The sequence below is a fragment of the Corynebacterium sp. HMSC072A02 genome, from assembly GCF_001810085.1.
GTDB lineage: Bacteria > Actinomycetota > Actinomycetes > Mycobacteriales > Mycobacteriaceae > Corynebacterium > Corynebacterium hesseae.
The window spans coordinates 25,019-51,486 of the sequence record NZ_KV799843.1; the positions used below are offsets into that span (position 1 = coordinate 25,019).

Below are 26,468 nucleotides of genomic sequence, written 5' to 3' on the forward strand. Positions count from 1 at the left end.
CATTGACCACCTCTACGAAGGGACATCACGCTTTCATGACCACTACGAACAATTCAGACGTGCGCTACCAGGAGATGCGCGATCTCGACCCCGAGGTCTTTGCTGCTATTAACGGTGAGATTGCTCGTCAGCGCGATACCCTCGAGATGATCGCGTCGGAAAACTTCGTCCCCCGCGCGGTTCTGCAGGCGCAGGGCTCTGTTCTGACCAACAAGTATGCCGAGGGCTACCCGGGGCGCCGCTATTACGGCGGCTGCGAGCACGTTGACATCGTAGAAGATCTGGCTCGTGATCGTGCCAAGGCGCTTTTCGGCGCTGATTTTGCCAACGTCCAGCCCCACTCCGGCGCCCAGGCCAATGCTGCTGTGCTGGCGTCGCTGATCCAGCCGGGTGACAAGATCATGGGCCTGTCCTTGGCTCATGGTGGGCACCTGACCCACGGCATGAAGCTGAACTTCTCCGGCAAGCTTTACGACGTTGCCGCGTACGAGGTTGACCCGGAGACCATGCGCCTTGACATGGATAAGGTGCGCGAGCAGGCGCTGGCAGAAAAGCCCCAGGTGATCATCGCTGGTTGGTCCGCTTACCCGCGCACCATTGATTTCGAGGCTTTCCGCTCCATCGCAGATGAGGTCGGTGCGTACCTGTGGACGGATATGGCGCACTTCGCGGGCCTCGTGGCAGCTGGGCTGCACCCCTCCCCGGTGCCGCACTCCGATGTCGTGTCTTCCACCGTGCACAAGACGCTGGGCGGCCCTCGTTCCGGTCTCATCCTGGCCAAGCAGGATTTTGCCAAGAAGATCAACTCCAACGTCTTCCCGGGGCAGCAGGGCGGGCCGCTCATGCACGTCATCGCGGCGAAGGCTATCGCGCTGAAGATCGCGGCCACCGAGGAATTCAAGGAGCGCCAGGAGCGAACCCTGGAAGGTGCTCGCATTCTGGCTGAGCGTCTGACTGCCGAGGATTGCACCAAGGCGGGCGTCGACGTCCTCACTGGCGGCACCGACGTGCATCTTGTCCTAGCGGACCTGCGCAACTCCGAGCTCGATGGCCAGCAGGCGGAGGACCTCCTCCACGAGGTTGGCATCACCGTGAACCGCAATGCGGTGCCGAACGATCCGCGCCCGCCGATGGTCACCTCCGGCCTACGCATTGGTACCCCGGCCCTGGCTACCCGCGGCCTCGACACGGCGGCCTTCACCGAGGTTGCCGACGTTATCGGTACTGCACTGGCAAACGGTAAGAACGCGGACGTCGCCAAGCTGCGCGCCCGCGTTGAGAAGGTCGCCGCGGACTTCCCGCTCTACGACGGCCTTGAGGACTGGAAGCTGGTCTAAGCTTCCTTGCGCTCTTCAGCGTGGGCTTTCCGGGCGGCTTCGAGCCACTCGGGCATCGCGCTGAGGAGCTCTTTAATTTCCGCGGTGGTGAGAGGGCGGTCCATCTCGTTCTTCTTCAGCGAGGTCACGGAGATTCCCAGCTTTTGTGCCACGACCGGGCGCGGGTGCGGGCCCTCGCGGCGTAGGGTAGCGAGCCACTCCGGCGGGTTCTCCTGTAAGTCGCGCAGCTGCGCATGGGTTACCGCGTTGGCTTGAAACTCCTCCGGGGCGGCCGGCAGGTAGATGCCCAACTTCTTCGCTGCGGTTTGCGCACGCATGGCGGTGCCGGAAGGCTGCTGGGTTTCGTTGGCTGGGGTTTCACTATTCGGGGTATCAGTCACGCTCACAACGCTAGCAGCACCGTAGTATGAGGTGCATGCTCCGCCTTGTCTTTTCCACTGGCACAGAACCCGGCAAATGGTTTCGTCGCTACCGTGATTCACATCCACCAGAGTCCCTGGTAACCGTCGACGCCGATGACGCGATGGACGTTCTTCTTGCTCATGAGGCAGATCTAGCGCTGACCCGCTTGCCGGATTCGCGGGTTGATGACAGCTTCCACGTCGTCCAGCTCTACGAGGAAGCACCCGGCATCGCCGTTCCGAAAGATTCTGTCTACGCGGAGGTTGGGGAGGACGTCACGCAGGAGGATGTTGCCGAAGAAATAGTGAATTACCGGATTGCGCAGGACGGCAGCGTCGATGTTCCGGCGCTGCGCACCGCTTTGCAGGTCGTGGCAGCCAACGTGGGCGTAGCCATCGCGCCGCGGCCTTTGTTGAAGGTGCTGAGCAAGAAGCAGGTCGTGGCACTGGGCTTGGAGGACCCCACTGTGGCTCGCACAGTGATTGCACTGGTGTGGCGCCGGGCTGATGACGGCGATGAGATCCAAGACTTCGTCGGGGTCGCAAAGGGAAGGACGCGGAATTCATCCCGCAATGCCGCTCCGAAACGCAGCGCACGCGACAAAGCAAAAGCTAAGCAAGCGCGCAGAAAGTCCCAAGAAAAGCCTCAAAGAGGCTCGGCTTCCAAACCGTTATCAAAAAGATATAGGGGTTCTCAACAGCGGAAACGGAGATAAAGCAACGTCTTTGTTGTCAAATCATAGGTTCTGTGGTGGCAGGAAGTGCTGGCCATGCCTACGGTGGGCATCGTTCTCAACAAAAGTACTTAGAACAGTGCTCAACTAGACAGAAAGGCTTAAGAATATGAAGAAGATGACTCGTCGTTTCGCCGCAGGTATCGCCGCCGCCACCCTGTCCCTGGGTGTCGTTGCTTGTTCCGATGCTGAGGATGCCGCTAAGGATGCTGGCGACGCTGCTCAGTCCGCTGCGTCCGACGCTACCGATGCTGCCGGTTCTGCCGCTAAGGACGCAAAGGATTCCATGAAGGACTCCGAGTCCGCCGATTCTTCCGAGGCCGAGGGCTCTGAGGGAGCCGAAGGCAGCGAAGGTGCCGATTCTTCTGAGTCGGACTCCGCCGAGTCGAAGGATGGTTCCGGCGCTGAGGGCGACAAGGAGAGCGTGTCCACCGCCAATGGTGACGTAGAGGTTCCTTCTGATTTCGCTCAGGCCATCAAGGAGAAGGCTGCTGAGTGGGGCGATCCGGAATCCATTGAAAACACCGACAAGGGAAGCGTTGCTACCTTTGCCAAGGACAAGCTGCTGGCATTCGGTGAGGGTGACGGCACCCAGCCGATCATCGGCAAGATCGCAGAGACCTGGACCGAGGAAGGCGGCCTAGAGAGCAAGGTTGGCCTGCCGACTGGCCCGGAGCAGGCCGAGGGCAACGGCTGGGTACAGGAGTTCACCAATGGCACCATCTCCTGGATGCAGGGTGAGTCCGGTGAGTACGAGGCCACCATCAACTAAGCGCTCATAAAACGGCTCGCTGCCTTGTGAGCTAAAGCGACAAAGCTCCGCACTGATAACACGGTGCGGAGCTTCTTCGTTTTTCACGGTCAACGCGTGAAAGTGCAGGGCCGAAGAATGTAGCTGCAGTGTTGGGGGAGTGGGGGAGAGACGACAGGCTCGTAGAGCCTGATGGGAATGGTGTGACGCTGGTGATTGTCGTTTTAATACTGTTCATCTTGCACCCATGTAATTTCAACCTTTGCTCTCTAGCGTGGACGGTGTCCGGAAGCTAAGAACAGGCTCCGGACAGTTCGAAAACCACCAGCTTCACCATGCCGTCCCAGGTCGATGAGTTGGGGCGGGCATAACAAGGGAGAACCCTGCCGCTATGACCGATCCTTCCGTCCTCACCGAGCAGCCGCATGAGGCCTCTGTTTTGACCAAGACCTATGTCATCGATACGTCCGTCCTTCTCTCAGATCCCTGGGCGTTGCGTAAGTTCGCTGAACACGATGTGGTACTGCCCATCGTCGTTATTTCTGAGTTGGAAGGAAAACGTCATCACCCGGAGCTTGGCTGGTTCGCCCGCCAAGCTCTTCGCTTTTTGGAGGACCTTCGCGCTACCTATGAGGCGTTGGACCAGCCCCTGCCCGTAAATGCAGCGGGCGGGACTTTGCGCGTGGAACTCAACCACCAGGATCAATCCTTGTTGCCAGCGGCCTTTCGCGGGCCGGAGGGAGATCACCGGATTCTGGCCTGCGCGCTGAATCTCCAGCATGAGGGCAAGGACACCGTCCTGGTGACTAAGGACGTCCCATTGCGTGTCAAGGCTGGTGCTGTAGGCCTGCAGGCGGATGAATACCATGCGCAGGACGTCGTGCTCACCGGTTACACCGGCATGGCTACGGTGCCCACCAGCGCTGAGGTCATCGATGAGCTCTACGGGGAGGGCGAGGTGCTTATCGACGGATCCGTGACCACCGCCGGCACCCGCGTCGAGGACCTGCCGGTGCACTGTGGCATTACGCTGCAGGCGGGCGGGCAGTCCGCTCTGGGCCGGATGACGGCTGAGGGCACCGTTCGCTTGGTGCGCGGCGATGCGAATGTCTTTGGCCTGCAAGGCCGCTCTGCTGAGCAGCGCGTTGCCCTGGACCTTCTCTTGGATCCCTCTGTTGGAATCATGTCCATCGGAGGCAGGGCGGGCACTGGTAAGTCCGCGCTGGCGTTGTGTGCTGGCTTGGAGGCAGTGCTGGAGCGCGGCGAACACCGTCGCATCGTGGTGTTTCGCCCCATGTATGCGGTGGGCGGGCAGTCCCTGGGATATCTGCCGGGCTCTGAAAGCGAGAAGATGAATCCATGGGCGCAGGCCGTCTATGACACTCTGGAAGGTCTGGTATCCGAAAACGTCATGGACGAAGTCCAGGACCGCGGATTGCTGGAGGTTCTCCCGTTGACCCATATTCGCGGCCGCAGCCTGCATGATTCTTTCGTCATCGTTGATGAGGCCCAATCGCTTGAGCGCAATGTGCTGTTGACTGTTTTGTCGCGCTTGGGGCGTGGCTCCCGAGTTGTACTGACGCATGATGTTGCCCAGCGCGATAACTTGCGCGTTGGCCGCCACGACGGCGTGCAGGCAGTCATTGAAAAACTTAAAGGGCGTGAGCTCTTTGCACACGTCACGCTGCAACGCTCTGAGCGCTCTGCCATTGCAGAGCTGGTCACCGATCTGCTGGAAGGCGAAAGCTAACGCGTTCGCGCGTGGCGATCTCCCTGCCTTCAGCTTGGCATGAGCGCCGTGTGCTCAGTAATAATTGTTCCATGAGCGACAACGCGAAAGACAAGAAGAAGGATTTCCGCATCCGTCCCTTCAACGCGGCGGACTATCCGCAGATGCGAGAAATCTATGAGCAGGGCCTCAACACTGGCCACGCTACCTACGAGACCCGCTCGTTGACCTTTGAAGAGTTCAAAAACGTCAAAATCATGGCGTCAGTCTTCGTCGCTGTTGAGGCGGAGGATGATTCAAAGGTTCTCGGTTGGGTGTGCGCCGCGCAGGCGTCTACCCGCACCGTGTTCCACGGCGTCGTCGAGGATTCCATCTACCTGAGCAAGGAAGCCCAGGGAAGGGGCATCGGTGGCGCTTTGCTGGATCAGCTCATCGAGGTCTGCCGCGACCTGCATAAGTGGGCTATCCACTCGTGGATCTTCCCGGAGAACGAAGGTTCCGCCGGCCTCCACAAGTCCCGCGGCTTCGTCAAGGTAGGCACGTACTCCCACATGGCAAAGATGACCTACGGTGAGCTCGCCGGCCAGTGGCGTGATACGGACGTGTACGAGCTTCTTCTGCCGAAGCCCGAGGAGAAGAAGGCAGCAGCCAACCAGAAGAGAAAGTAATTATCCTGCTTTTCTAATGGAAGGGCATGAGTGGGGATAGAATTAAAGCTGTTCTCATTTCCCCTCGCTTAGAAGGTGAAGCATGTCCTTGCGCACTTCTGTCCTTGCCCTTACTACAGCCGTAGCCGTGTCGGCGGGTGCTTTTTCCGCACCTGTTGCCACGGCAGCAACCTATCCGTCGGCTGGTTCCGTTCCCGTGGCCGAGCTCGACGTTAATCAGCCTAACGGCGCTCTGGCCTATGTCTTTGCCGAGCCAGTGATGCAGTCCGACATCGACCTGGTGACCCGCCAAGTTCGCGAGTTGCGCGGCAAAGCCTGGGACGCCAATCTGCCCTTCAACGGCGGAACCCTGCAGCAGGCCGCTAGTGCCGCTGGCTACCGCACCCGCGACGCATATGTGAATTCAATCTCCTGGGATCGCGGTCTCGAGCACGCGGTTTTGCAGCGTGCTGCTGAGGGAAACTTCTTGTTTGATCATCGCCGCGCAGTTGGCACACGTACTCCTGAAATCCTGGACAATTACAATACGTTGGACAACCTGACCACGACGGACATGGAACATGCCGTTGAATCGTGGTCTACAAGCAGAAGCGGCGGTCCCAGCGAGTGGGACTACCTTGTCCGAGAGAACGGCCAATGGTCAACAAATAATGGCCACCTGTACACGATTCTTAATCCTGAATACGTGAAGTTTGCGCAGGCTCAAATCGGAGAAGTGACAGCTGGTCTCTATTCGGCCGATGATAAGCCGTCCGAACCGGCGCGGTTGGCGGCCGGTCGCCATGCATTCCCCATCGCCGTGCCGGAAAGCGCTATAAACCGTGCTGAACTGATGGCCACGGGAGGCACCTCGGTCGGAAGCCAAGGAAGCCTGGGTTTGCGCATCGATGGATTCTGGGGAGCGAAGCTGGGGGTTCCGGTGGCGGCGCCCAGCAGTAGCGACCCAGAGGTCCTTGAAGTCAACGAGGACGGAACCTACACAGCAAAGTCTGAGGGCACCGCGACCGTCACCTTTAACACCTATGTTCTGCGCAATGGCCAGGCAAAGGTCTCGGATAACCAGATCACCAAGACCGTGAAGGTGACCAAGAAGTCCCTCGGCGGGGACTTGAGCTCCGGCGGCACGAACATTGGTGCCATCGTGGGCATCCTCGCCGGCGTGCTCGCGCTCATCGGCGTGGCTGCCCAGGTAGCACGCCAGTTGGGAATCTTGCGCTAAGCATCGTGACAATAAGAAATCCTCGCTACGTGAATGCTCGTAGCGAGGATTCGTTCTTACTTCACCCGGTTTCTACGCCGAGGGGACATCCCAGCTCCCAGACCACCGTTGCTCGTCGTCAAGCGCCAGCTTGTCTCGAAGCAGTGGCTTCTAATCAATCGTCTCCTTGAGGTGCTCCTCGCGGACGGGGAGGATGAGGAGGAGCGCGATGATGGCCATAGGAACCATCAGCAGGATGACGGGGGTTAGGCCGTCGTTGTAAGCGTTGAGGATAACGTCCTTGATGGGGTCCGGCAGCTGAGCAACCAGCGCCGGGGTAAGGCTGGAGGAACCACCATTGGCGCTGGCAAACTTCTCCGCGAAGGGCTTGCCTGCCTCACCCATGGACTTGATGGCAGCGGGCATGTTGGCGGCCATTTCATCCTTCATGTTGTGGATGAAGAGGGAGCCGACGAGGGACGCGCCGATGGCGGAACCGATCTGACGGAAGAAGTTATTTGCGGCAGTCGCGGTTCCGACGAGGGCGATGGGGAAGGAGTTCTGGACAATGAGGACCAGAACCTGCATGACGAAGCCAAGGCCGATGCCGAAGACGAGGAATTCTGCACCGAGCTGGGTCAGAGAGGTGTCTGCAGTCAGCTTGGACATCCAGAACAGCGCGCCAGCAGTGATTGCTAGGCCGATGATGGGGTAGCGCTTGTAGTGACCGGTGCGGGCGATGATGAAACCGACGGCTGTGGAGGTTCCGATCATGCCGACCATCATCGGGATCATCATGAGACCCGCCTTGGTCGGGGTCAAAGTGTGAACCATCTGCAGGTAGGTTGGCATGTAGCCCAGCACTCCGAACATCGCCAGGCCCAGCACCATGCCGGCTGCGGTCGTGAGAACCATGTTGCGGTTCTTGAACAGCTGTACCGGGATGAGCGGCTCCTTAGCCTTGGATTCCACAAAGACAGTAATGATGGCGCCGATGATGACGGTGACACCAAGGCCGAGGATGATCGGGTCGGACCACTCGTATTGGGTTCCGCCCCAGGTCGTCATAAGGATCAGGGAGGCGGTGGTGATGGAGATGAAGATGGCGCCGAGGAGGTCAAACTTGCGCAGGTCGGTATCGCCGACGCGTAGGTGGAGGACCAGGGTGCATACGATGATAGCGAGCAGACCCAGCGGGATGTTCATCCACATGCCCCAGCGCCAGCCCGGGCCGTCAGTGAACCAGCCACCGAGGACTGGGCCGAGGACGGAGGAGAGTCCAAAGACGCCGCCCATGATGCCCATGAACTTGCCGCGCTCACGGGAGGTGGTGACCTCCGCGATGATGGATTGGGAGGAAATCATCATGAAACCAGCGCCGAAACCCTGCACGGCGCGGCCAATGATGAGCAGGTTCATCGAATCAGCGAAGCCGCCGAGCGTGGAGCCGATGACGAAGACGCCGATGCCGCCAATGTAGAGCCACTTGCGGCCCATCATGTCACCGAGCTTGCCGGAGATAGGCATGGCGATTGTCATCATGACCAAGAAGGCGGAGATGACCCAGCTCATGTGGTCCACGCCGCCGAGCTCGCCGACGATGGTGGGTAGAGCGGTGGCAAAAATCATCTGGCCCAAAGAGCTCATCAGCATGGTGAGCACGAGGGCGGAGAATACGAGGGCAAGGTTGTTATCCGGCTTGCCGCTGCCGGCCTGAGAGGCCGGCTTAGCCGCGGTATCTACCATGTCAGTCCTTTCGAAAATTTATTAATGAGTGTGAGCGCAGATTCGAAGCGTGCCTCAAAGGGGATGTCGCAGCTGAAATCTGGCGACGCAGTGGCTATCCAGAATGCTTCCCTGATAGCAAAGGCAATGAGTATCGCCTCAGTCTCAGCCGTGACCTCGGGCATCTGCCGCAAGGAGGGATCCTGGTCAAGGCGCTCGGTGATGAGCCCCAGGATCTCGTTCGACTTGGCCCGCTTACGGCTGAGTGCCGCCGCCGCGGCATCGCTGTCCCCAGAGATCCGACGGCGACGTTCAGCGATGACCTCGTTGACATGCTGGCCAACGAGGTGTCCTTTAACTAGGTCGACCGCCAGCCTGAAAACGCTATCCGTAGGGGCGCTAAGGAAAGCCTTCTTCTGTTCCTCTGTGAAGTCGTGACTCGGCGCACCGAGCACAGCAGTGTCTTTGGAATCAAAATAATTAAAAAAGGTGCGCCGAGAAATCCCCGCTGCGTCGCAGATTTCCTCGACGGTAACGTCGGCGAATCCACGCTCATCCACGAGACGGGTGGCGGCGTCTTCGATTCGCAGGCGCGTCTTGAGGCGCTTCTGCTCGCGTAATGACATTTCTTCTTGCACAGAGTGCAACAGTACACCCAGTGCAAATTTGCACCAAGTGCAATTCGAGTGATTTTTGAAAGGGAGATCTAAAAATATGACGGTGGTTACTATGACGCTGAGCGTGGGCGTTGAAAACGACGAAGGCCGCCCTCCCGAAGGAGAGCGGCGGCGTTCGCGAAAGCGAGCTTAGAAGTTGTCGCGGTCGCGGTTGGTCATGGTGAGAACGTTGAGGCGCTCATCGAGCTCCTCCTCAGTGAGGTTCTCTCCGTCGACGAAGCCGAGGTCGATGACTGCCTCGCGGACAGTGATCTTCTCGTGCAGTGCGTGCTTAGCTGCCTTGGCTGCGTTCTCGTAGCCAATCTTGGAGTTCAGCGGGGTCACGATGGAGGTGGAGGACTCCGCAAACTTCTTCATGCGCTCCTCGTTGGCCTCGATGCCGTCAACGCACTTCTCAGCGAAAACGCGGGAGACGTTGGCCAGCAGACGGGCCGACTCGAGAACGTTGCGAGCCATCATCGGGATGTAGACATTGAGCTCGAAGTGGCCGTTGGAGCCGCCGAAGGCAACGGCTGCATCGTTACCGATAACCTGGCCAGCGACCATGGTGGCGGCCTCACACAGAACCGGGTTGACCTTGCCCGGCATGATGGAGGAGCCCGGTTGCAGGTCCTTCAAGTGGATCTCGGACAAACCGGTCAACGGGCCGGAGCCCATGAGGCGGATGTCGTTGGCAATCTTGTTGAGGGAGATAGCCACGGTGCGCATAGCGCCGGAGAATTCCACCAAGGCGTCGCGAGCGGCCTGGGCCTCAAAGTGGTTCTTAGCCTCAGACAGCTCCTTGACGCCGGTGAGCTTCTTGAGCTCCTCGGTAACCTTGCCACCGAAGTCAGCGGAAGTGTTCAGGCCGGTACCGGTTGCGGTGCCGCCGATGGCCAGCTCGCCCAAGCGCGGCAAGGTTGCCTCAATGCGCTCAATGCCGAGCTCGATCTGGCGAGCGTAGCCGCCAAACTCCTGGCCCAGGGTGATCGGGGTGGCGTCCATCAGGTGGGTGCGTCCGGACTTGACCACGTCGGCGAATTCCTTGGCCTTAGCCACGAGGGATTCGTGGAGGACCTTGAGGCCCGGGATGAGGTCGTTGACGGCAGCCTCGGTCGCCGCAACATGGGTTGCGGTGGGGAAGGTGTCGTTGGAGGACTGGCCCATGTTCACGTGGTCATTCGGGTGAATCTCTACGCCATTGTTGTGGGCGATGGAAGCGATGACCTCGTTCGTGTTCATGTTGGAAGAGGTACCGGAGCCGGTCTGGAAGACATCGATCGGGAAGGCATCGTTGTGCTTGCCTTCTGCAATCTCGGTGGCTGCCGCAATGATAGCGTCGGCCTTCTCCGCATCCAGCTTGCCGGAATCCTTATTCACCTGAGCGCAGGCGGCCTTGAGAAGACCGAGTGCGCGGATCTGGGCAGCTTCAAGGCCACGGCCAGAAATGGGGAAGTTTTCCACAGCGCGCTGGGTTTGGGCACGCCACAGGGCGTCGACCGGAACCTTGACTTCGCCCATAGTGTCGTGTTCGATGCGGTATTCAGTCATGAAGTCACCTTTTCTGTGAGATGAGAATTGTAGAGTTCTTTATGTGTGCCGTGGCACGGCATTGATGGCCACCGTAGCACTCTTCGCAGGAAAGTGGATTAGCTTTCCTTATCGTGGGGGTTGGTGTAGTCCACCACGGAGTATTCCTGCAGCTTAGCCAGCTTATGGATGGAATCGACGTAGCGGATCGTGCCGGACTTGGAGCGCATGACCAGAGAACGGGTCGTGGCGCCGTTGGGGCGGTAGGACACGCCGCGGAGCATGTCGCCATTGGTAACGCCGGTTGCGGCGAAGTAGCAGTTTTCAGAAGAGACCAGATCGTTGGTGGTGAGGACGCGATCAAGGTCGTGTCCGGCCTTGCGTGCCTTCTCTGCCTCTGCTTCATCTTTAGGCCACAGCTTGCCTTGGATTTCACCACCCATACACTTCATGGCACATGCGGTGATGATGCCCTCTGGGGTGCCACCGATACCCATCATCATATCGATGGAGTTGGTGTCCTGGCAGGTGGCGATGGCGCCGGCGACGTCACCATCCATGATGAGGCGAACCTTGGCGCCTGCCTCACGGATCTGGCGGATAAGGTCATCGTGGCGCGGGCGGTCGAGTACGACGACGGTCAGGTCAGCTGGCTTGATGCCCTTGGCCTTGGCCACGGATTTGATGTTCCACTCCACGGACTCATTGAGATCGATTGAGCCAACAGCCTCTGGGCCGACAGCAATCTTCTTCATATAGAACACTGCGGATGGGTCATACATGGTGCCGCGCTCAGCAGCAGCGATGACGGAAATAGCGTTCGGGCGGCCTTCTGCCATAAGACGGGTGCCGTCAACCGGGTCGACGGCGATGTCCATCTCTGCACCCTGGCCGGTGCCGACTTTTTCTCCGTTGAACAGCATGGGGGCTTCATCCTTTTCGCCCTCACCGATGACGACGATGCCGTTCATCTCTACGGAGTTGATGAGCTTGCGCATAGCATCCACCGCGGCGCCGTCACCTTCATTCTTCTGTCCACGGCCAACCCAGCGACCCGAGGCGAGTGCTGCTGCCTCAGTGACACGCACCAGCTCCATGGCTAGGTTGCGATCGGGGATATAAGACGTGTTATCAGACATGTGTGATTAGTCCCTTTCTTTTCAGGTGGCTCGGCCCGGGGTGGGGGACAACCCGGAATACATATTCCATTCTTCCACTTTTCCCTCGTATCCAAGCCCGAATGCCTCCCCCAGAAGAGGGTCTCAGTCAAGTTGGCCACCAAAAGGGCAGGTGGGAGGTCGCTGTCGCGAGCGCGGGAGGCGGCGTGACATACTGGGCGGGTGGCATCTGAAGATAAACCTAAGATTTTTGAGGACGCGCGTGATATCACCCTGACGGTGGGCGTCATCCTCATCATGATGTTCCTGGCGGTTGGAGCAACGGGACTGTGCTCGATCAACCCGGAAAAGCCGGGGCCCGTGCAGAACGTGGATGCCGCTACGTTTCTGGAAATGGAGGCGCGCGGCACCGGGGCCGTCATCAGGGAGCCCGTCATGCCGGAGGGCTGGCAGCCTACGGCCGCACGGCGTAAGGAGATGGGCGGCGAATCCGGTGCCGTGGTGAGCTGGCTTACCGCCGAGGAAGGCTACGTGGAATCGGCGCAGACGCAGTTGGCGCTTGGCGATGTCCCCTCGGCCTACGACTCCAACTATCGTGGCAACTCCGAGCGGCGTGAGGTGGCGGGCCACGACGTGGAAATCCTGAGCAGTGACGACAAAGATGTGCGTCCACTGTGGATTACTGACTTGGGCGATGCCCGCCTCGTTCTTACGGGCTCTGCCTCCGACGCTGATTATGAGACGGCCCTCACCGCCTTCGCGGAAGCTGAGCCGCTCCAAATTGCTGAGGATGGCAGCGTCGTCAGCGAGTAAATAGTTAGCGGAACGTCACGCTCTGCAGCGTTTCATCCCACTCCACCTCGACGGCATCGCCGGCGGCACTGGTGAGAGACTCCGGGTCGAGCCCACTCAGGCGCGTCTTGCCCAGGTAGACATCGACCTTTTCGTGTTGGGACTTGCCGGGGAAGAGTGCAATTTCGACGAGTTTATCAGCGCTAAAACGCAGGACGATGGAGCCGGAGAAATAGCTGATTTCCTCTCCGCTCACGGTGTGCGGCGGGCCGAAAAACTCCTCGACGAGCTGGCGTGAATCCCCAAAGACCATGGATCCCGCTCCGCCCGACTTGGAGACGAAATCGACGCGATCTCCCGGGTAGCCGTAAATTTTCATTTAATCCTCTCCTGCTTCTGCATTGGTGGCTGCGCTATCGGTGCCCTCAGTATTCTTGCGGAGGGCTTCCTCTACGCGCTTCGATGCGCCGTCGAGGTGCGCCTCGCAAGCTTTTGCTAGGGCCTCGCCACGCTCCCAGTATTTAAGAGACTCGTCCAAGCCCATCTGGCCCAGCTCGAGGATCTTTACGGTCTCAATGAGTTCATCGCGGGCTTGTTCATAGCTCAGTTCTTCTACCGGTGGGAACGCGTCCTGGCCGGGTTGGCCGGCACCAATTGTGTCAGTCATGGGGTCAATTCCTTTTCTCTTGTGCTCTAATAAATCGTTTTAATCTGCGGCCTGGGAGGCCATTGCGGCGGCGGTAATCGAACCATCGCCAACGCGGATGCGCAGCTGCGATCCCGGGGGAGACTGCGCATAGCTGGTGACAACCTCTGGTCCGCTACCGTCGCGAGGCAGCACCTGAACGATGGCGTAGCCCCGTTCAAGTGTGGCCGAGGGGCCCAAGGCTGAGACGCGAGCACGCAACGAGGCTACCTGGTTACTTTCGCGATCCAACCGGTGCGTAACTACCCGGCGAATCAGCGCGAGGTTGCGCTCAAGTTCCTCGCGGCGCGCGTTGATCGGCACCATGGGATCGGCGAGGACCGGGCGGGAGCGGATGCTCTCGAGGCCGCGGCGTTCCCTGTCCACCCAGCCGCGCAGCGCTGCCGCCATGCGCGAGCGGGCTTCAGAGATCAGCGCATACTCTTCGGCGGCGGAAGGAACGACGCGCTTGGCCGCATCGGTGGGCGTGGCGGCGCGCAGATCGGCGACATCATCGAGCACCGGGTGGTCCGGTTCGTGTCCGATGGCGGAGACAACCGGAGTGCGGGCGTCTGCCACAGCGCGCTGGAGCGCCTCCTCGGAGAAGGGAAGCAGATCTTCCACTGAACCACCGCCGCGGGCGATGATGATGACATCGACTTCCGGGTTCGCGTCGAGAGTCCGGAGCGCGTCAATCACCTGGGTAACGGCAGTGGCTCCCTGGACAGCAGTGTTAATGACTTCGAACTGAACCGCTGGCCAACGATCCTGCGCTACGGAGAGCACATCGCGCTCGGCATGGGACCCGCGGCCGGTGATGAGGCCAATCTTCTTCGGTAGATAGGGAAGCGGCAGCTTACGGGAAGCGTCGCACAGGCCCTCCTGACGCAGCCGCTGGCGCAGCATCTCTACCCGAGCAAGAAGGTCACCAATACCGACGTGGCGGATCTCCGTGACCCACAGGGAAAAACTTCCGCGTCCGGCGTAGAAGGCGGGCTTGCCGTAGACCACGACGCGGTCGCCATCCTTGAGCGGTGAGGGGGCATTGCGGATGAGCGAGGTGTTACATGTCAACTGAACAGATTTTTCCTGTTCGACATCACGCAACGTGATGTAGGAGAGCTTCCATGTTGGCTTCATGTTCAGCTGGGTGATCTGCCCCTCCACCCAGAGGAAACCGAGGCGCTCGATCCAGCCTTTGACTTGGTCATTGACCTTGCCGACGGGCCACGGCGTTTCCGCAGAATTGGCCGGTTGGTTCACGCGCAGTCCTTTCTCTTGAGTGGTCTAGTCTCTCGGGTATGTTCCGTCCAGTGTAAGAGGCGTGCCGGACATCTGGTGCTACCGGCCAAGCCTGGCAAGCTGTAACTACAGTATGCGCGCGACTTTCGATACTCTGGGAGCCATGACTGAAACTGCAAAGAAGGTGCTCCTGGCGGCTCCCCGCGGCTATTGCGCCGGCGTGGACCGTGCTGTTGAGACAGTGGAAAAGGCGTTGGAGAAATACGGCGCCCCTATCTACGTGCGCAAGCAAATCGTGCACAACCGCTTCGTTGTTGAATCCCTGGCTAAGCGTGGTGTCATCTTTGTGGAGGAGGCTTCCGAAGCCCCTGAAGGCGCTCACCTTGTATTTTCTGCACACGGCATTGCGCCGACGGTGCGCAAGGAAGCGGAGGAACGCAAGCAGCTAACGCTGGACGCAACGTGCCCGCTGGTGACCAAGGTGCACAAGGAAGCACAGCGCTTTGAGCGCGATGGCTATCACATCTTGCTCGTCGGCCACGAGGGCCACGAAGAGGTCGAAGGCACCGCCGGTGAGGCCCCAGAGGTTACCCACTTGGTAGATGGCTTGGACGGCGTCGACAAGCTGCCGGATTTCCTCCACGATGAGAAACTCATCTGGTTGTCGCAAACCACGTTGTCGGTTGATGAAACCATTCAGATCGTCAATAAGCTGCGTGAGCGCTTTCCACACCTGGAGAATCCGCCATCAGATGATATCTGCTACGCCACTCAGAACCGTCAGGAATCGGTGAAGGCCATTGCCCCGAAGTGTGATCTCATGATCGTCGTCGGGTCCCAGAATTCCTCCAACTCCAAGCGTCTCGTCGAGGTAGCCCTAGAAGCAGGCTCTAAGGCCTCGCACCTCGTAGACTTCGCTTCGGAGATCGAAGAAGCTTGGCTGGAGGGCGTGAACACCGTCGGCGTGACGTGTGGCGCATCCGTGCCTGAACTGCTGGTCCGTGAGGTACTGGAATTCCTGGACGAGCGTGGCTACCACGACGTTGAGCAGGTGACGACTTCCACGGAGACCATCACGTTCTCCTTGCCGCGCGATCTGCGTCCGGCACGCACCGCGCGTTAATCCTCGTCGTAGAGATTCTCTTCCAGCGGCTGGGAGGACCGCTGGGAGCGCTCCCGTGCGCGCCGCGCATTCTCTGCCGATTCAGCGGCGGCACGGCGGAATTCCTCCCGCTCATCTGCGTCGGGGGAGGCTTGTTTGCGCTGTTCGCGCTCCTCGGCCTGAATACGGCGGCGTTCTTCGCGGTCGCGCTCCCGGACTCGGCCGGAGCCTGTGGCTTCACGAGCAAGGAGCTCGGCTACGGAAAGACGCTCGGAGCGGTTTCGAAGGTCGGAAGCTGCGTCGGTGCGGCGCTTTTCCTGGGCTTTGGCCTCACGGCTCTTCGCGCGATTGTCGCTGCGCCACAGTCGCAGGACTGCGAGTAGCGCGCAGGCAATTACTGTGACAATAAGTACGGGGAAGTGCTGCAGCAGCGGGAAGGCCGTGGTGAGAAGCGCGGTCTTAGAAAACGGCGACGCGCCTTCTGGCAAGGCTGACGTGGAACTGATGAAGCCACCGCCCACGGTTCCCAGCGCGTAGAGCAGGGGCAATGAAATTACCAGCATGTAGAGCCCGCGGGTTTCCACCAGCCAGGTGACGGCGAGCGATCCCAGTCCAAAAATCAGGGCGAACGGCAGCCCCACGCTGCCAAGCACTCCTGAGACCGTCAAAGCCACGAGCGTTACGACGAGCGCGAGGAGAAGCGCTCGGGTAAGCGGCATCCCGCGGCGGGGAGGGCGGCGACGATTTTTGGCAACTGACACGCCCAGAGAGCTTACCGGGAATGTTGGCCAAACCGTTATTCATTCTGGGCGCGCCGCGGCCAAGAACCGACACGGCGCGGCTCCACGGGCAGGCGGTCGACGCGGGCGGGGACGTCCAATTCTTTGAGCCGCCGTGCAGTGACCGAAACGCGCGAATCCAAACTAGCCAGGCTTGCGTTATAGGCCTCCACCGCGCGCTCCAGCCCGCGGCCCACCTTGTCGTAGTGCTCATTAAGAGTGTTGAGCCGGGTGTACAGCTCGCGGCCCAGGCGCTGGACCTCGCGGGCTTTATCCTCGATCTCTTCGTGCTGCCAGCTCACCGCAACGGTACGTAAGAGTGCGAAAAGGGTGCTCGGGGTAGCGATGACGATGTTGCGCTCGAAGGCGAACTCGAGCAATTCAGCGTCGATAGACAAGGCCGCGTCCACGAAGGTGTCAGCGGGGACAAAGAGGATCACAAATTGTGGTGTGGGGGAGAAGGCCTCGATATAGTCCTTCGACGCCAGTGCCTGCACGTGGGAACGCATGAGGTGCGCATGGCGGCGTAGGTATCCAGCCCGCTCCTCCGGGTCTTCAGTCTCCATCGCATCGAGGTAGGCGCTGAGCGGTACCTTGGCGTCCACGATAATGCTGCGCCCGCCGGCCAAGTGAACGACAAGATCGGGGCGGACGAGCGAGCCATTGATGCGGGCGTTCACCTGTGAATCAAAATCCACGTGTTTGCGCATACCGCCGAGCTCGACGACGCGCTCGAGCTGCACTTCGCCCCAGCGTCCCCGAACATTCGGGGAACGCAGTGCGCCGACCAGCTTGTCCGTGCGGTCAGACAGGCGTGTCGACGTGCGGGTCACCGCTTGTACTTGGCTGCTGAGTGCTGCGAGCGATGTCGCCCGATCCTCCTCGATTTCTTGGAGCTGGAGGCCCAAACGGTCCATGGCCTTCTCTAGAGGGGCGAGTTCTGCTTGGCGGCGTTGAGACTCTTGAAGTGCACGGTGTTCCTCTGATGGCTGGGCGGACTGTGCGGAATAGGCGCGGGCCAGCCAGCCCAGAGCGGCCCCGATGATGAGGCCGAGGAATAAGAGCACTACGGGAAGGGAAGACGTCATGCCTGTCATCATGGCACGCTCCCCGGACACGGAGGCTTAGCTCTTGTCTTTTGATTGCAAAATCTGTTCGAGAGCGCCAATCGCTCGCTTAATTCCCGCTCGGGCGCCGCTATCGCGCTCACTGAAATCTGCGTCAACGTCGACATCGATCTTTTGGTCCAGCGGGCTTGTGCCGTCGTGGGCTACATCTTCCGCAGCGCCTTCGGGTGCGGCGTGGTCCGGGATGGACAGCCACTGCTCGCGCTTCCGGTCGCCCTGCTGCTGTGTGTAGCGCCCGATGAGGAAACCGGCGACCGTTGAGAATTCCAAGTCTTCGGCGGTCCTCTCGCCGGATTGGAGCATCATCATGTCTTGGAAGTAGCGGTAGACCACCGCGATGGTCGCCGCCGCCGGAACGGCGAGGAAGCCGCCGACGAGGCCGAAGAGCGCGGAACCTACAGTCACAGAAATCAACACGATGACCGGGTGCAGGTTCATGGCCTTCGATTGCAGCCACGGGGAGAGTACGTTGCCCTCAAGCTGCTGAACTAAAAGGACCAAGCCAAGAACGAGCAGTGCTTTGGTAAAGCCCAAGGAGACCAGCGCGATGGTCACGGATAGCGCACCAGCTACAATCGCGCCCACAAAGGGGATAAAGCCGGCGATGAAGGTGATGATGGCCAGCGCCATGGCCAAAGGCACCCCGATGAGTGCGAGGCCGAGGCCGATGAAGATGGCGTCGACAAGCGAGACCACCGCCTGCGCCCGCACGAAACCGCCCAGCGTGGTCCACACACGGGTGAGCAACTCGGTGAGGTGCCAGCCGGTCCGGCGGCCCGTGGCCTGGCGCAACCAGGGGAGGAAGTTGTGGCCATCTTTAAGGAAGAAGAAGGTCAGCACCACGATGATGAAGAGCGTGACCACGATGGAGGTCGCCGTGCCAATTCCCGTGAACACGGAACCCGCAATAGAGCCGGCCTGGCGCTGCAGCCACAGGGCGATCTCATCGATGTATTGGCCGATCTCATCCGGATCGAGGTTGAGCGGCGGCCCTTGTGCCCATAGCTGCAGGCGCTGAATGCCTTCCGCAGTTTGCAGGTACAGCGTTTGGGATTGCCGCGCAAAGTCCGGAGCAATGAACATGAAAAGCGAGCCCACCGCGGTAAAGGACACGAGGATGGTTACCGCCGCAGCCAGGGCCGACGGCAACCCCTTGCGCCGCATGGCGCTCGCAACAGGGGCAAGCACAGTGCAGATGATGAGAGCAATGAGAACCGGCAAAATGCCACGCCAGAAGTTGCCCAACATGCGGAATGAGGCATAGAGGAATAGCCCAATAATGGTCAGGCGCAGTGCCCACAGCGATGCGGACTTGATGACCTCGCCGACCACCACGGAGCGATCCACTTGGTTGCCTGGCGGGTGCGGCGAGACTGCGTTCAGCGAAGCGGCGTCGACGGAATCATCGAAGCGTCCGCCAAGCGCTGCCTCAGCGGCGGCGAGCTCAGGCGAGGATGCATTGGGGGATGGCTGATCAGAACTCACCCCACCATCTTGCCTTAAAAGATCCGGGGTGCGTTAGGATTGGCCCCGTGAGTCTTACACTTGGAATCGTCGGCCTGCCCAATGTGGGCAAGTCCACTTTGTTTAATGCCCTGACCCGTTCCGATATCTTGGCAGCGAACTATCCGTTTGCCACCATCGAGCCCAATGTCGGACTAGTGGAGCTTCCCGATTCCCGCCTGAACCGCCTCGCGGAAATCTTCAGCTCCGAGCGCATCCTTCCGGCCACCGTGTCCTTCGTGGACATCGCCGGCATTGTCGAGGGCGCTTCCAAGGGTGAGGGAATGGGCAACGCCTTCCTTGCCAACATCCGTGAAGCCGATGCCATCTGCCAGGTGGTGCGTGCCTTCGCTGATGAGAACGTTATCCACGTCGACGGCGAGGTTAACCCGGCGCACGATATTTCGGTCATCAACACCGAGCTCATCCTTGCGGACCTCCAGACCATCGAGAAGGCTTTGCCGCGCTTGGAAAAGGAAGCGCGCAAGAACAAGGATCTGGCAGAAACCGTGGAGGAGACCAAGAAGGCCCAGGCCATCTTGGAGGATGACCGTACCCTCTTCGCGGCGTCCAAGAACAATGAGATTGATTTGTCTTTGCTGCGCGAGCTGCACCTCATGACCGCGAAGCCTTTCCTTTATGTCTTCAACTCGGACGAGGCCGTCCTCACCGATGAGGCCAAGAAGGAGGAGCTGCGCCAGCTTGTCGCCCCGGCGGAGTGCGTCTTCCTCGATGCCCAGACTGAAACCGAGCTCCTTGAGCTCGACGAGGCAGAGGCTCTGGAATTGCTGGAGTCTGTCGGCCAGGAAGAGCCAGGCTTGGCGACGTTGGCCAAGGCCGGCTTCGCCACCCTCGGCCTGCAGACCTACCTGACCGCTGGCCCGAAGGAAGCCCGCGCGTGGACCATCAGGCAGGGCTCTGCGGCACCGCAGGCTGCTGGCGTTATCCACACCGACTTTGAGAAGAAGTTCATCAAGGCAGAAATCGTTTCCTTCGACGACCTAGACGCTGCTGGCTCCATGGCGGAAGCCCGCAACGCTGGCAAGGTGCGCCAGGAGGGTAAGGAATACATCATGCAGGATGGCGACGTCTGCGATTTCAAGATCGGCGGCTAGCTCGTGCGCTCATAGCGCGTAGGCTGTGGGCATGAGTATCGCCCACATCCTGGACCGAGCAGCACATGCCACGCAGTGGCAAGAAGCCCTGTACAAGGACCTTCACCAGCATCCTGAGCTCAGCATGGAAGAGGAGCGCACCCGCGGCGTCATCGCGGGCAAGCTCCGGGAGTTTCCAGGGGTTGAAGTGCTTGAACTCGGCGGGGGAGTCGTCGGCATCCTCCGCAACGGTGAGGGTTCGACGGTCTTAGAGCGCGCTGACTTCGACGGCCTGCCGGTCACTGAAGACACTGGCTTGGACTACTCGGCCACGGGCGAGGTTATGCACGCCTGCGGCCACGACACCCACGTGACCGCCTTGCTCGGCGCCACGGAAGTGATGGCGAAGGCCACTGACGCGTGGTCCGGCACGTTCATCGCGCTCTTTCAACCGGGCGAGGAAACCGCTGAGGGCGCGCAATCCATGGTGGACGCGGGCCTCACCGATAAAGTCCCCATGCCTGATGTGTCCTTTGGCCAACACATCTTTATTGATAAAAACGCCCCGGCCGGCACCGTACTGATTGCGCCCGGCCCGGTCTTGTCGACAGCGACCTCACTCACGGTCACCGTCTATGGCCACGGTTCCCATGGTTCGATGCCACACCTCAGCGTCGATCCAGTCGTCTTGGCCAGCTCCATCGTGTTGCGGCTGCAGACCGTCGTGTCCCGCGAAGTCGATCCTCACCAGTTCGCCGTACTGACCGTCGGCGCGCTGCAAGCGGGGTCGAAGGCCAATATCATCCCGGATTCGGCCACCCTGCGCATCAATGTCCGCGCCTATAGCGAGGAGATTCGAGAGCAAATCGTTGAGGCCATCCACCGGATCGTCAACGCCGAGTGCCAGGCAGCGATGTCCCCACGTGAGCCGGAGATCACCGAAAGCGATAATTACCCGCTCACTGTCAACGATGAGGAAGTCACGAACAAGGTGCGCGCGCAGCTTGTCGACGTCCTCGGAAGCGACAACGTCCTCGACATGGAACCGTGGACCGCATCGGAGGATTTCTCGAGGATCCCCGATGCCTTTGGTACTCCGTATTGCTTCTGGGGTTTTGGCGGGCGTACTGATGGCGCGTCCATTCCTAACCACAACCCGCGTTTTGCTCCGGAGTTGCAGCCGACGCTCAGCACCGCGACGCAGGCGCTCATCGCCGCGGCCTACGCCTACCTGGGAAATTAATCTTCCATCGCCGATTGGAGCACGGAGAGCACCGTGCGCCGTGCCGCGGAATCATCGAGGTGGGAATCCACCAGCGTCACGAGTGCTTCAAGCACCAGCAGAAAAGCAACGCGCGAGGCATCCTGCAGCTCTGCACGAAATGTCCCATCCGGGGAGGGGATGACCAGCGTGTAGGAGGCGAGCTCCGCCAAGGGCGAGGAGGTAAACGAGGTCAGCGCGATGAGCTTCGCGCCCGCCTCGAAGGCTGCGGTCGCGGCTTTGAGCGTGAGCGTGGTCGACCCTGAACCGGAAACGACGAGGCACACGCACTCTGCGTCTAGTTGCGTCGCCGCGATGTGCTGGCCCATGGCCTCCGCCACGAACTCGGCTGGGCGCCCGATGCTTGTGAGGCGCAGCGCCATGGTCTGCGCCAAGGGAGCAGAGAGGCCATTGCCCACGAGGAGAACCCGCTTGGCCTGCGCTACTGCCTCCACTGTCGCGGCTAGCTCATCCTCGTTGAGCAGGGCAGTAAGCCCATGCAGGTAGTTGCTGAAGGAGGCAATCTCGGCACTCATGCGGCCGACGTGGGTGGAATCGGCACCCGCCGGCGGGGTGGGGCGCTGCGCAATCTCCTGCGTGAGCGCCACACGCAACTGCTGGTACCCGTCGTAGCCCAGCGCCTTCGCGGTGCGGATGACGGAGGTACGGGACGTGCCTACCTTGGTCGCCAGCTGGTCCGCAGTGGTGTGCAGGACGAAGTCCATGTCTTCGAGGATTGCCTGGGCCACGCGTTGTTCGATGGGCTGCAGGCTCGGCATGCGCGTGGTGATGTGCGCGGAGAGCGGGGCGGAATCAGTCATAGGGGTAACTATCAGGTGAATTTGGCGGCCACGATGCGGCGGCGGATAGCGCCGGAGATGGCGTCGATGGACATGGTGATGACGATGACCACGATGAGCAGGACGCCGACGACGTCCCACTGGCGGTACTGCGTATAGCCGGTGAGCATGTCACCGATGCCACCCACGCCGATGAGGCCGAGGACCGCGGAGGTGCGCACGTTGATCTCAAAACGGTAGAGCGCGAGCGAAGCCAGCTCGGGTTGGACAATGGGCCAGGTTCCCCAGCGCACCATTTCTGCCAGGCTGCCGCCGGCTGCCTTGACCGCTTCGGCTGGGCCAGTCGGCGCGGTTTCAATGGCCTCATAGGTCCACTTCGCATGCGTGCCGATGCCGCCGATGGCCAGAGCTAGCGCGCCCGTAAACGGGGTTAACCCGGTGACGGTGAGGATAATGATGGCGATGATGATCTCCGGTACCGCGCGGATGATGGCAAACAGCGCGCGCAGTGGTAGGCATACCCACCCCGGGGAGACCGTATTGGCAGCTAGGACACCGAGGATAGTGGAGAGGAACACGCCGAGCAGCGCGCCGATCCAGGCCATGGCCACGGAGCGCCAGGTCTGCAGGAGGGCCTCACCCAGCTTGGACCAGTCCGGGTTGGAGAACATGAGCACGAGGTAGTGCCAGATGTTCGAGGGCAAATCTTTAAGAGCCGTCAGATCAACGCGAATGTAGCCAAAGGACAGCGCCAAAATAATAAGGATTCCGGCCCACGCAGCGAAGACTCCCCAGCTGCGGGAGCGGGAGGGAAGTACATGTGCAGTGCTCATCGCAGCCTCTTTCGCAGGTTGACGGACACGATCTCCAGGGCGATGACCACGACGAGCAGCTCGAGCACGATGGCGGAGAGCGCGTCATAGCGGTAGAAGCCACGGACTTCGTCGATCAGCAGGCCAATGCCACCAGCGCCCACGAGGCCGAGGACCGCGGAGATGCGGACGTTGAGCTCGAGGGAGTAGATCACCTGGCTGGCAAAGACCGGCCAGGTCTGCGGCAGGGCAGTAACCCGGTTGATCTGGGTTTGCGTGCCGCCGGCGGCGCGGCCGGCCTCCATGTAAGAATCATCCGCGGAGTCGATGGCTTCGGAGACGAGCTTGACCACGATGCCGACGTCGAAAAGCACCAGCGTGATGATGCCGGGCAGGGCACCGACTCCGAGCATGGCCACGAGGATGGTGGCGTAGACCAAGTCGGGCACCGCGCGGACAACGTTGACGATGCCGCGCACTAGCGAGCGCCACGGTGTCGATGGGTTGGTGGGCCGCGCCGCCCACAGGGATAAGGGCAGAGCGATGACCGCGGAGATGGCGGCACCGACGACAGCCATGGCGAGGGTTTCAAGCATCGGCTCCCACGTGCGCGGGAGGATGGACCAGTCGGGGCTGAACATTAGGGCCAAGCGGTCGGCGCCGTTGCGCCAGTTGCGAGCGATCTGCCCAAAGTCGATCTCGATTCCGCCCCAGGCGGGGACGCAGGTGGCGATGGTGAGCGCGAGAAAAGCAGCCAGCCCGCCAAGGATGCCGGGCCAGTTGCGCTGCCGTGGGGGAAGTACCGCCGTCATGCCCGGCTCTCCTGACTTCCCAGCTGGTCTTCCTCGCGGATGCGCCGGCCGTAGATGGCTTCGAAATCCTCCACGGTGGAGCCTGCGGCGGGCCCATCGAAAACTATCTTGCCGTGGCGAATGCCGATGATGCGCGTGGCGTAGTCTTGCGCCAGATCCACCAGGTGCAAGTTCACCAGGGTGGTCAGGTCCCGCTCGGTATTGATGCGGCGCAGATCCTTCATCACGGAGTGGGCAGTGGGCGGGTCGAGGGAGGCGACGGGTTCATCGGCCAGCATGATCGCCGGCTTCTGGGACAGGGCGCGGGCGATGGCCACGCGCTGCTTTTGGCCGCCCGACAAGGCGCCGGCCTTATTCCACGCCTTGTCGAGGATCCCTACGGAGTCGAGGGCCTCGGCGATGATTGCTTTGTCCTCGGCGGTAGAGATTCCCAACAGTGTGCGCCAGCTGGGATTGTGAGAAAAGCGCCCGACGAGGACATTGGAGAAGACGCTCGCGCGGTCGGCTAGGTTGAACTCCTGGAAGATCATGCCGATGCGGCCGCGTAGCTTCCGCAGCTGCGCTCCTTTCGCTGCGGAAATCTCGTGGTCGCCGACGAAAATCTTGCCGGATGTCGGTTGCACGAGGCCGTTGATGCTGCGGATGAACGTGGATTTGCCAGAGCCGGACAGGCCGACGATGGCGACGAATTCGCCGGGAGCGATGTCCACGGAGACATCGTCAAGCGCCAGCGTTCCGTTGGGGTAGCGCACCGAGACATTCTCGAAGCGGATTCCCCACGCTTTCTCCTCCGTCATGGGTGAAGCCTTTCTGAGTAGGGGCGTCAGGCTACTGGGCGAAGCGCTCGTTGACCTTGCGCGCCATATCGATGGATTCCTGCTTGGCGGGAACCCAGTCGGTGATGTCGAAGATGGCGGACATGGTGTCCGGGTCAACCTCGGAGAAGCCGTCCATGAGGTCGGTGATCTGGCCGCGCAGATCCTCCGGCACCTCATCAGAAATCACGACGCCACCGTTGGGGTACATGTCGGTGTAGCCGAAGACCACGAGCTTCTCAGCCAGATCTGGCGCCTCCGATGCGTCGATGGTGGAGCGCGCATCCCAGAAGCTGAAGCCCACCTCGGCATCGCCGTTGTAGACCGCCATGATGGAGGCATCGTTGGAGGTCACTGGCATCTTTTTGAGGCTGTCGACGTCGATGCCCTGGGATTCCATGGCCATGACCGGCAGCTGGTATCCGGCGGGGGAGGTAGCACCCAGCATGGCGACGGTGGTCTCCCCATCGATCTTCTTGAGCGCCTCGAGGCCCTTCGGACCCTGGCCCTTGTTCTCCTCCGGGGTGGCGGTGCCGTTGCAGTACAGGTAGTCGGCACCGCTGGCAGCATAGGTGGAGGCCACCGGCTCGTCCTTGCAGTACTTGTCGGGGTTGTTGGTGACGAACTGGCCGGCGTAGGAATCCGCGCCGAAGCGCTCGTCCTGCAGTACGGCGTGAGCGCCGTACATGTCTTCTGCAGAGGCCAGCTGCGCGGCGGATGCGATGGCGATATCTGCCTGGCCGGAGCCGATGGCCTCGACGGCGGCCTGGTAGTCCTTGGTCACGACCCCCTCGACCTCGATGCCGAGCTCCTCGGAAAGGTAGTCAGTCAGCGGCTTTGCGGTGGTGACGAGATCGTTGACCTTCTCGTTCGGGATGAGCGCGAGGGTGAGCTTGTCGGGGGAGTTCGAGTCATCGGTTGAGGAGGAATCAGAGGAGCAAGCGGTCAGGGAGAGCGACAGTGCAAGGGCGGAGGCAGCGAGGACGGTGAAACGGCGCATGAGAATGTCTTTCTGTGTCGAGGGGTGGAGTGCTAGAAGGTGGAAGATAGTTCAGAAAAGATGTCGGTGACGCGCTGAGCGCGCCACGTGGGGTTGGCGTCTGCGGGGGTGACGAACGGTGTTTCCAATAAAACGGTGCGCCCGCCACGGGCAGCCACGGGAGCGAGATCGAAATCCCAGATATCGCCGAAAGCGATGATGGGGCTATCGGGGAAATCAGATTCGAGGATTCGAGTCAAGCCGTCGGGCTTGCCCACCCTCGTGTAGATGGCGTCGAAGGAGTTGCTCAGCCCCAAAACCTTTAGCGCCTCTGCGAGGCCAGTTTCGGGGGAGTTGGTGGCGAGAACCGCGCGGCCGGGATACGAGCCTAGAAACTCGGCGAGGCCTTCAGGCGCTTTGATTCCGGTGTCCGCAAGGTTTAGTCGGGAGGCCATGTAGGCCTGTTGGCAGGAGTCCTCCGGGACATCGCAATCCGCGGCGAGGCTGCGGACGAGGTCGTAGCCGTCGCGATAGTGCACTAGGGAGGCGTCGTTCGTTGAGAGCATGTGCTCGGCGGCGTGGGGGATGGAGTGGTTTCCGGTTGCCTCCCCGATGTGGCGGGCATAGGCCAGCACGGGCCCGTGGCCCAGGCTAACGGTGCCGTCGAAATCGAAGAGGAGAACTGGGGGAGATATGTCTTTGGACATGAAGTACAAACTAACGACGGTTTATGTACTTTACGACCACACGCGGTAAACAATGCGTGAACAGTACGTGCACACTCGCCTTTGGTACCCTGACTCACGGTAAATAGAAAG

The 26,468-nt window shown here is 60.7% G+C and carries 27 protein-coding genes; 10 read left to right on the forward strand and 17 right to left on the reverse strand.

The window, feature by feature from the left end; genetic code table 11:
* Positions 1 to 35: 35 nt before the first annotated feature.
* Positions 36 to 1,337 (forward strand): serine hydroxymethyltransferase, encoded by a 1,302-nt coding sequence (glyA, locus tag HMPREF2698_RS04920; RefSeq protein ID WP_070523952.1) that lies wholly within the window; start codon positions 36 to 38, stop codon positions 1,335 to 1,337.
* Here glyA and HMPREF2698_RS04925 read toward each other — a convergent pair.
* Positions 1,334 to 1,654 (reverse strand): DUF5997 family protein, encoded by a 321-nt coding sequence (locus tag HMPREF2698_RS04925; protein WP_083303792.1) that lies wholly within the window; start codon positions 1,652 to 1,654, stop codon positions 1,334 to 1,336. The two genes, glyA and HMPREF2698_RS04925, sit on opposite strands and share 4 nt — an antisense overlap.
* Positions 1,655 to 1,752: 98 nt before the next feature.
* On the opposite strand from HMPREF2698_RS04925, the gene HMPREF2698_RS04930 reads away from it, so the two are divergent.
* From HMPREF2698_RS04930 to HMPREF2698_RS04950, 5 genes are all read left to right on the forward strand, one after another.
* Positions 1,753 to 2,454 (forward strand): LysR family transcriptional regulator substrate-binding protein, encoded by a 702-nt coding sequence (locus HMPREF2698_RS04930; protein WP_070562548.1) that lies wholly within the window; start codon positions 1,753 to 1,755, stop codon positions 2,452 to 2,454.
* A gap of 127 nt (positions 2,455 to 2,581) precedes the next feature.
* Positions 2,582 to 3,244 (forward strand): LGFP repeat-containing protein, encoded by a 663-nt coding sequence (locus HMPREF2698_RS04935; protein ID WP_070523959.1) that lies wholly within the window; start codon positions 2,582 to 2,584, stop codon positions 3,242 to 3,244.
* A 370-nt stretch (positions 3,245 to 3,614) separates the two neighbouring features.
* Complete coding sequence (locus HMPREF2698_RS04940; protein WP_070562551.1) at positions 3,615 to 4,973, forward strand: PhoH family protein; 1,359 nt, start codon at positions 3,615 to 3,617, stop codon at positions 4,971 to 4,973.
* A gap of 71 nt (positions 4,974 to 5,044) precedes the next feature.
* Positions 5,045 to 5,620, forward strand: a complete 576-nt coding sequence (locus HMPREF2698_RS04945) for a GNAT family N-acetyltransferase (protein WP_070523963.1) — start codon at positions 5,045 to 5,047, stop codon at positions 5,618 to 5,620.
* A gap of 82 nt (positions 5,621 to 5,702) precedes the next feature.
* Positions 5,703 to 6,839: a hypothetical protein gene (locus tag HMPREF2698_RS04950; protein ID WP_070562554.1), complete on the forward strand. Its 1,137-nt coding sequence runs from the start codon at positions 5,703 to 5,705 to the stop codon at positions 6,837 to 6,839.
* Positions 6,840 to 6,989: 150 nt separating this feature from the next.
* Here HMPREF2698_RS04950 and HMPREF2698_RS04955 read toward each other — a convergent pair whose 3' ends face one another.
* From HMPREF2698_RS04955 to glpX, 4 genes are all read right to left on the reverse strand, one after another.
* Positions 6,990 to 8,564 carry an MDR family MFS transporter gene (locus HMPREF2698_RS04955; RefSeq protein ID WP_070562557.1) on the reverse strand — a complete coding sequence of 525 codons (1,575 nt, stop codon included), beginning with the start codon at positions 8,562 to 8,564 and terminating at the stop codon, positions 6,990 to 6,992.
* Positions 8,558 to 9,169: a TetR/AcrR family transcriptional regulator gene (locus tag HMPREF2698_RS04960; protein WP_185963397.1), complete on the reverse strand. Its 612-nt coding sequence runs from the start codon at positions 9,167 to 9,169 to the stop codon at positions 8,558 to 8,560. Before HMPREF2698_RS04960 ends, HMPREF2698_RS04955 begins: the two co-directional genes overlap by 7 nt.
* Before the next feature lie 180 nt (positions 9,170 to 9,349).
* Positions 9,350 to 10,750 (reverse strand): class II fumarate hydratase, encoded by a 1,401-nt coding sequence (locus HMPREF2698_RS04965; protein ID WP_070562562.1) that lies wholly within the window; start codon positions 10,748 to 10,750, stop codon positions 9,350 to 9,352.
* Positions 10,751 to 10,848: 98 nt separating this feature from the next.
* Positions 10,849 to 11,868, reverse strand: a complete 1,020-nt coding sequence (glpX, locus tag HMPREF2698_RS04970) for a class II fructose-bisphosphatase (protein WP_070523973.1) — start codon at positions 11,866 to 11,868, stop codon at positions 10,849 to 10,851.
* A 201-nt stretch (positions 11,869 to 12,069) separates the two neighbouring features.
* Here glpX and HMPREF2698_RS04975 point away from each other — a divergent pair, with 201 nt between their 5' ends.
* The gene (locus HMPREF2698_RS04975) at positions 12,070 to 12,660 is read left to right on the forward strand and encodes a DUF4245 domain-containing protein (RefSeq protein WP_070562565.1); all 591 of its coding nucleotides are present in this window, start codon (positions 12,070 to 12,072) and stop codon (positions 12,658 to 12,660) included.
* Between the two features lie 4 nt (positions 12,661 to 12,664).
* Here the strand turns inward: HMPREF2698_RS04975 and HMPREF2698_RS04980 are convergent, their stop codons facing one another.
* The 3 genes from HMPREF2698_RS04980 to xseA are packed head-to-tail and all read right to left on the reverse strand — an operon-like array spanning position 12,665 to position 14,587.
* Positions 12,665 to 13,018 carry a hypothetical protein gene (locus tag HMPREF2698_RS04980; RefSeq protein ID WP_070523977.1) on the reverse strand — a complete coding sequence of 118 codons (354 nt, stop codon included), beginning with the start codon at positions 13,016 to 13,018 and terminating at the stop codon, positions 12,665 to 12,667.
* Positions 13,019 to 13,306: an exodeoxyribonuclease VII small subunit gene (locus HMPREF2698_RS04985; protein ID WP_070523979.1), complete on the reverse strand. Its 288-nt coding sequence runs from the start codon at positions 13,304 to 13,306 to the stop codon at positions 13,019 to 13,021. It lies immediately after the preceding gene.
* Between the two features lie 39 nt (positions 13,307 to 13,345).
* Complete coding sequence (gene xseA / locus HMPREF2698_RS04990; RefSeq protein WP_070523981.1) at positions 13,346 to 14,587, reverse strand: exodeoxyribonuclease VII large subunit; 1,242 nt, start codon at positions 14,585 to 14,587, stop codon at positions 13,346 to 13,348.
* Between the two features lie 142 nt (positions 14,588 to 14,729).
* On the opposite strand from xseA, the gene HMPREF2698_RS04995 reads away from it, so the two are divergent.
* Positions 14,730 to 15,689, forward strand: coding sequence for a 4-hydroxy-3-methylbut-2-enyl diphosphate reductase (locus tag HMPREF2698_RS04995; protein ID WP_180952102.1), 960 nt, complete (start codon positions 14,730 to 14,732; stop codon positions 15,687 to 15,689).
* Here HMPREF2698_RS04995 and HMPREF2698_RS05000 read toward each other — a convergent pair.
* Genes HMPREF2698_RS05000 through HMPREF2698_RS05010 form a run of 3 tightly spaced genes read right to left on the reverse strand, consistent with a single transcriptional unit; the run spans position 15,686 to position 19,059 of the window.
* The gene (locus HMPREF2698_RS05000) at positions 15,686 to 16,429 is read right to left on the reverse strand and encodes a DUF6542 domain-containing protein (protein WP_232748431.1); all 744 of its coding nucleotides are present in this window, start codon (positions 16,427 to 16,429) and stop codon (positions 15,686 to 15,688) included. The genes HMPREF2698_RS04995 and HMPREF2698_RS05000 overlap by 4 nt on opposite strands.
* 35 nt (positions 16,430 to 16,464) lie before the next feature.
* Positions 16,465 to 17,535 (reverse strand): DNA recombination protein RmuC, encoded by a 1,071-nt coding sequence (locus HMPREF2698_RS05005; protein ID WP_070562602.1) that lies wholly within the window; start codon positions 17,533 to 17,535, stop codon positions 16,465 to 16,467.
* Positions 17,536 to 17,571: 36 nt separating this feature from the next.
* On the reverse strand, positions 17,572 to 19,059 hold the full coding sequence (locus HMPREF2698_RS05010) for an AI-2E family transporter (RefSeq protein ID WP_070523987.1): 1,488 nt from the start codon (positions 19,057 to 19,059) through the stop codon (positions 17,572 to 17,574).
* A gap of 47 nt (positions 19,060 to 19,106) precedes the next feature.
* Between HMPREF2698_RS05010 and ychF the strand changes: the two genes are divergently transcribed.
* Positions 19,107 to 20,192, forward strand: coding sequence for a redox-regulated ATPase YchF (gene ychF / locus HMPREF2698_RS05015; RefSeq protein ID WP_070523989.1), 1,086 nt, complete (start codon positions 19,107 to 19,109; stop codon positions 20,190 to 20,192).
* Positions 20,193 to 20,223: 31 nt separating this feature from the next.
* A complete protein-coding gene (locus HMPREF2698_RS05020) occupies positions 20,224 to 21,414 on the forward strand; it encodes an amidohydrolase (protein ID WP_070562568.1) in 1,191 nt (396 codons plus the stop codon).
* Here the strand turns inward: HMPREF2698_RS05020 and HMPREF2698_RS05025 are convergent.
* From HMPREF2698_RS05025 to HMPREF2698_RS05050, 6 genes are read right to left on the reverse strand one after another with little or no spacing between them, the layout of a single operon-like run.
* Positions 21,411 to 22,253, reverse strand: a complete 843-nt coding sequence (locus HMPREF2698_RS05025; protein WP_070562570.1) for a MurR/RpiR family transcriptional regulator — start codon at positions 22,251 to 22,253, stop codon at positions 21,411 to 21,413. The two genes, HMPREF2698_RS05020 and HMPREF2698_RS05025, sit on opposite strands and share 4 nt — an antisense overlap.
* An 11-nt stretch (positions 22,254 to 22,264) precedes the next feature.
* Positions 22,265 to 23,065: a phosphonate ABC transporter, permease protein PhnE gene (phnE, locus tag HMPREF2698_RS05030; protein WP_070562572.1), complete on the reverse strand. Its 801-nt coding sequence runs from the start codon at positions 23,063 to 23,065 to the stop codon at positions 22,265 to 22,267.
* Positions 23,062 to 23,856, reverse strand: coding sequence for a phosphonate ABC transporter, permease protein PhnE (gene phnE / locus HMPREF2698_RS05035; RefSeq protein ID WP_046649249.1), 795 nt, complete (start codon positions 23,854 to 23,856; stop codon positions 23,062 to 23,064). The genes phnE (HMPREF2698_RS05030) and phnE (HMPREF2698_RS05035) overlap by 4 nt, the downstream gene beginning before the upstream one ends.
* Entirely contained in the window at positions 23,853 to 24,653 is an 801-nt protein-coding gene (phnC, locus tag HMPREF2698_RS05040; RefSeq protein ID WP_049155476.1) for a phosphonate ABC transporter ATP-binding protein, read from the reverse strand. The genes phnE (HMPREF2698_RS05035) and phnC overlap by 4 nt, the downstream gene beginning before the upstream one ends.
* Before the next feature lie 31 nt (positions 24,654 to 24,684).
* A complete protein-coding gene (locus HMPREF2698_RS05045; protein ID WP_070562575.1) occupies positions 24,685 to 25,671 on the reverse strand; it encodes a phosphate/phosphite/phosphonate ABC transporter substrate-binding protein in 987 nt (328 codons plus the stop codon).
* A 32-nt stretch (positions 25,672 to 25,703) separates the two neighbouring features.
* On the reverse strand, positions 25,704 to 26,357 hold the full coding sequence (locus HMPREF2698_RS05050; protein ID WP_070562578.1) for an HAD family hydrolase: 654 nt from the start codon (positions 26,355 to 26,357) through the stop codon (positions 25,704 to 25,706).
* Between the last annotated feature and the right edge of the window lie 111 nt (positions 26,358 to 26,468).

Excerpts from the sequence above, each read along its gene's own strand:
- HMPREF2698_RS04945 (WP_070523963.1), top strand. The coding sequence starts at position 5,045 with ATGAGCGACAACGCGAAAGACAAGAAGAAGGATTTCCGCATCCGTCCC.
- HMPREF2698_RS05050 (WP_070562578.1), bottom strand. The coding sequence starts at position 26,357 with ATGTCCAAAGACATATCTCCCCCAGTTCTCCTCTTCGATTTCGACGGC.
- HMPREF2698_RS05045 (WP_070562575.1), bottom strand. The coding sequence starts at position 25,671 with ATGCGCCGTTTCACCGTCCTCGCTGCCTCCGCCCTTGCACTGTCGCTC.
- HMPREF2698_RS04930 (WP_070562548.1), top strand. The coding sequence starts at position 1,753 with ATGCTCCGCCTTGTCTTTTCCACTGGCACAGAACCCGGCAAATGGTTT.
- HMPREF2698_RS04980 (WP_070523977.1), bottom strand. The coding sequence starts at position 13,018 with ATGAAAATTTACGGCTACCCGGGAGATCGCGTCGATTTCGTCTCCAAG.
- HMPREF2698_RS04995 (WP_180952102.1), top strand. The coding sequence starts at position 14,730 with ATGACTGAAACTGCAAAGAAGGTGCTCCTGGCGGCTCCCCGCGGCTAT.
- HMPREF2698_RS04960 (WP_185963397.1), bottom strand. The coding sequence starts at position 9,169 with ATGTCATTACGCGAGCAGAAGCGCCTCAAGACGCGCCTGCGAATCGAA.
- HMPREF2698_RS04965 (WP_070562562.1), bottom strand. The coding sequence starts at position 10,750 with ATGACTGAATACCGCATCGAACACGACACTATGGGCGAAGTCAAGGTT.
- HMPREF2698_RS05025 (WP_070562570.1), bottom strand. The coding sequence starts at position 22,253 with ATGACTGATTCCGCCCCGCTCTCCGCGCACATCACCACGCGCATGCCG.
- phnC (WP_049155476.1), bottom strand. The coding sequence starts at position 24,653 with ATGACGGAGGAGAAAGCGTGGGGAATCCGCTTCGAGAATGTCTCGGTG.
- HMPREF2698_RS05005 (WP_070562602.1), bottom strand. The coding sequence starts at position 17,535 with ATGACGTCTTCCCTTCCCGTAGTGCTCTTATTCCTCGGCCTCATCATC.
- HMPREF2698_RS04950 (WP_070562554.1), top strand. The coding sequence starts at position 5,703 with ATGTCCTTGCGCACTTCTGTCCTTGCCCTTACTACAGCCGTAGCCGTG.
- HMPREF2698_RS04940 (WP_070562551.1), top strand. The coding sequence starts at position 3,615 with ATGACCGATCCTTCCGTCCTCACCGAGCAGCCGCATGAGGCCTCTGTT.
- HMPREF2698_RS04955 (WP_070562557.1), bottom strand. The coding sequence starts at position 8,564 with ATGGTAGATACCGCGGCTAAGCCGGCCTCTCAGGCCGGCAGCGGCAAG.
- glpX (WP_070523973.1), bottom strand. The coding sequence starts at position 11,868 with ATGTCTGATAACACGTCTTATATCCCCGATCGCAACCTAGCCATGGAG.
- HMPREF2698_RS05020 (WP_070562568.1), top strand. The coding sequence starts at position 20,224 with ATGAGTATCGCCCACATCCTGGACCGAGCAGCACATGCCACGCAGTGG.
- HMPREF2698_RS04985 (WP_070523979.1), bottom strand. The coding sequence starts at position 13,306 with ATGACTGACACAATTGGTGCCGGCCAACCCGGCCAGGACGCGTTCCCA.
- phnE (WP_046649249.1), bottom strand. The coding sequence starts at position 23,856 with ATGACGGCGGTACTTCCCCCACGGCAGCGCAACTGGCCCGGCATCCTT.
- phnE (WP_070562572.1), bottom strand. The coding sequence starts at position 23,065 with ATGAGCACTGCACATGTACTTCCCTCCCGCTCCCGCAGCTGGGGAGTC.
- glyA (WP_070523952.1), top strand. The coding sequence starts at position 36 with ATGACCACTACGAACAATTCAGACGTGCGCTACCAGGAGATGCGCGAT.
- HMPREF2698_RS04935 (WP_070523959.1), top strand. The coding sequence starts at position 2,582 with ATGAAGAAGATGACTCGTCGTTTCGCCGCAGGTATCGCCGCCGCCACC.
- HMPREF2698_RS04925 (WP_083303792.1), bottom strand. The coding sequence starts at position 1,654 with ATGCGTGCGCAAACCGCAGCGAAGAAGTTGGGCATCTACCTGCCGGCC.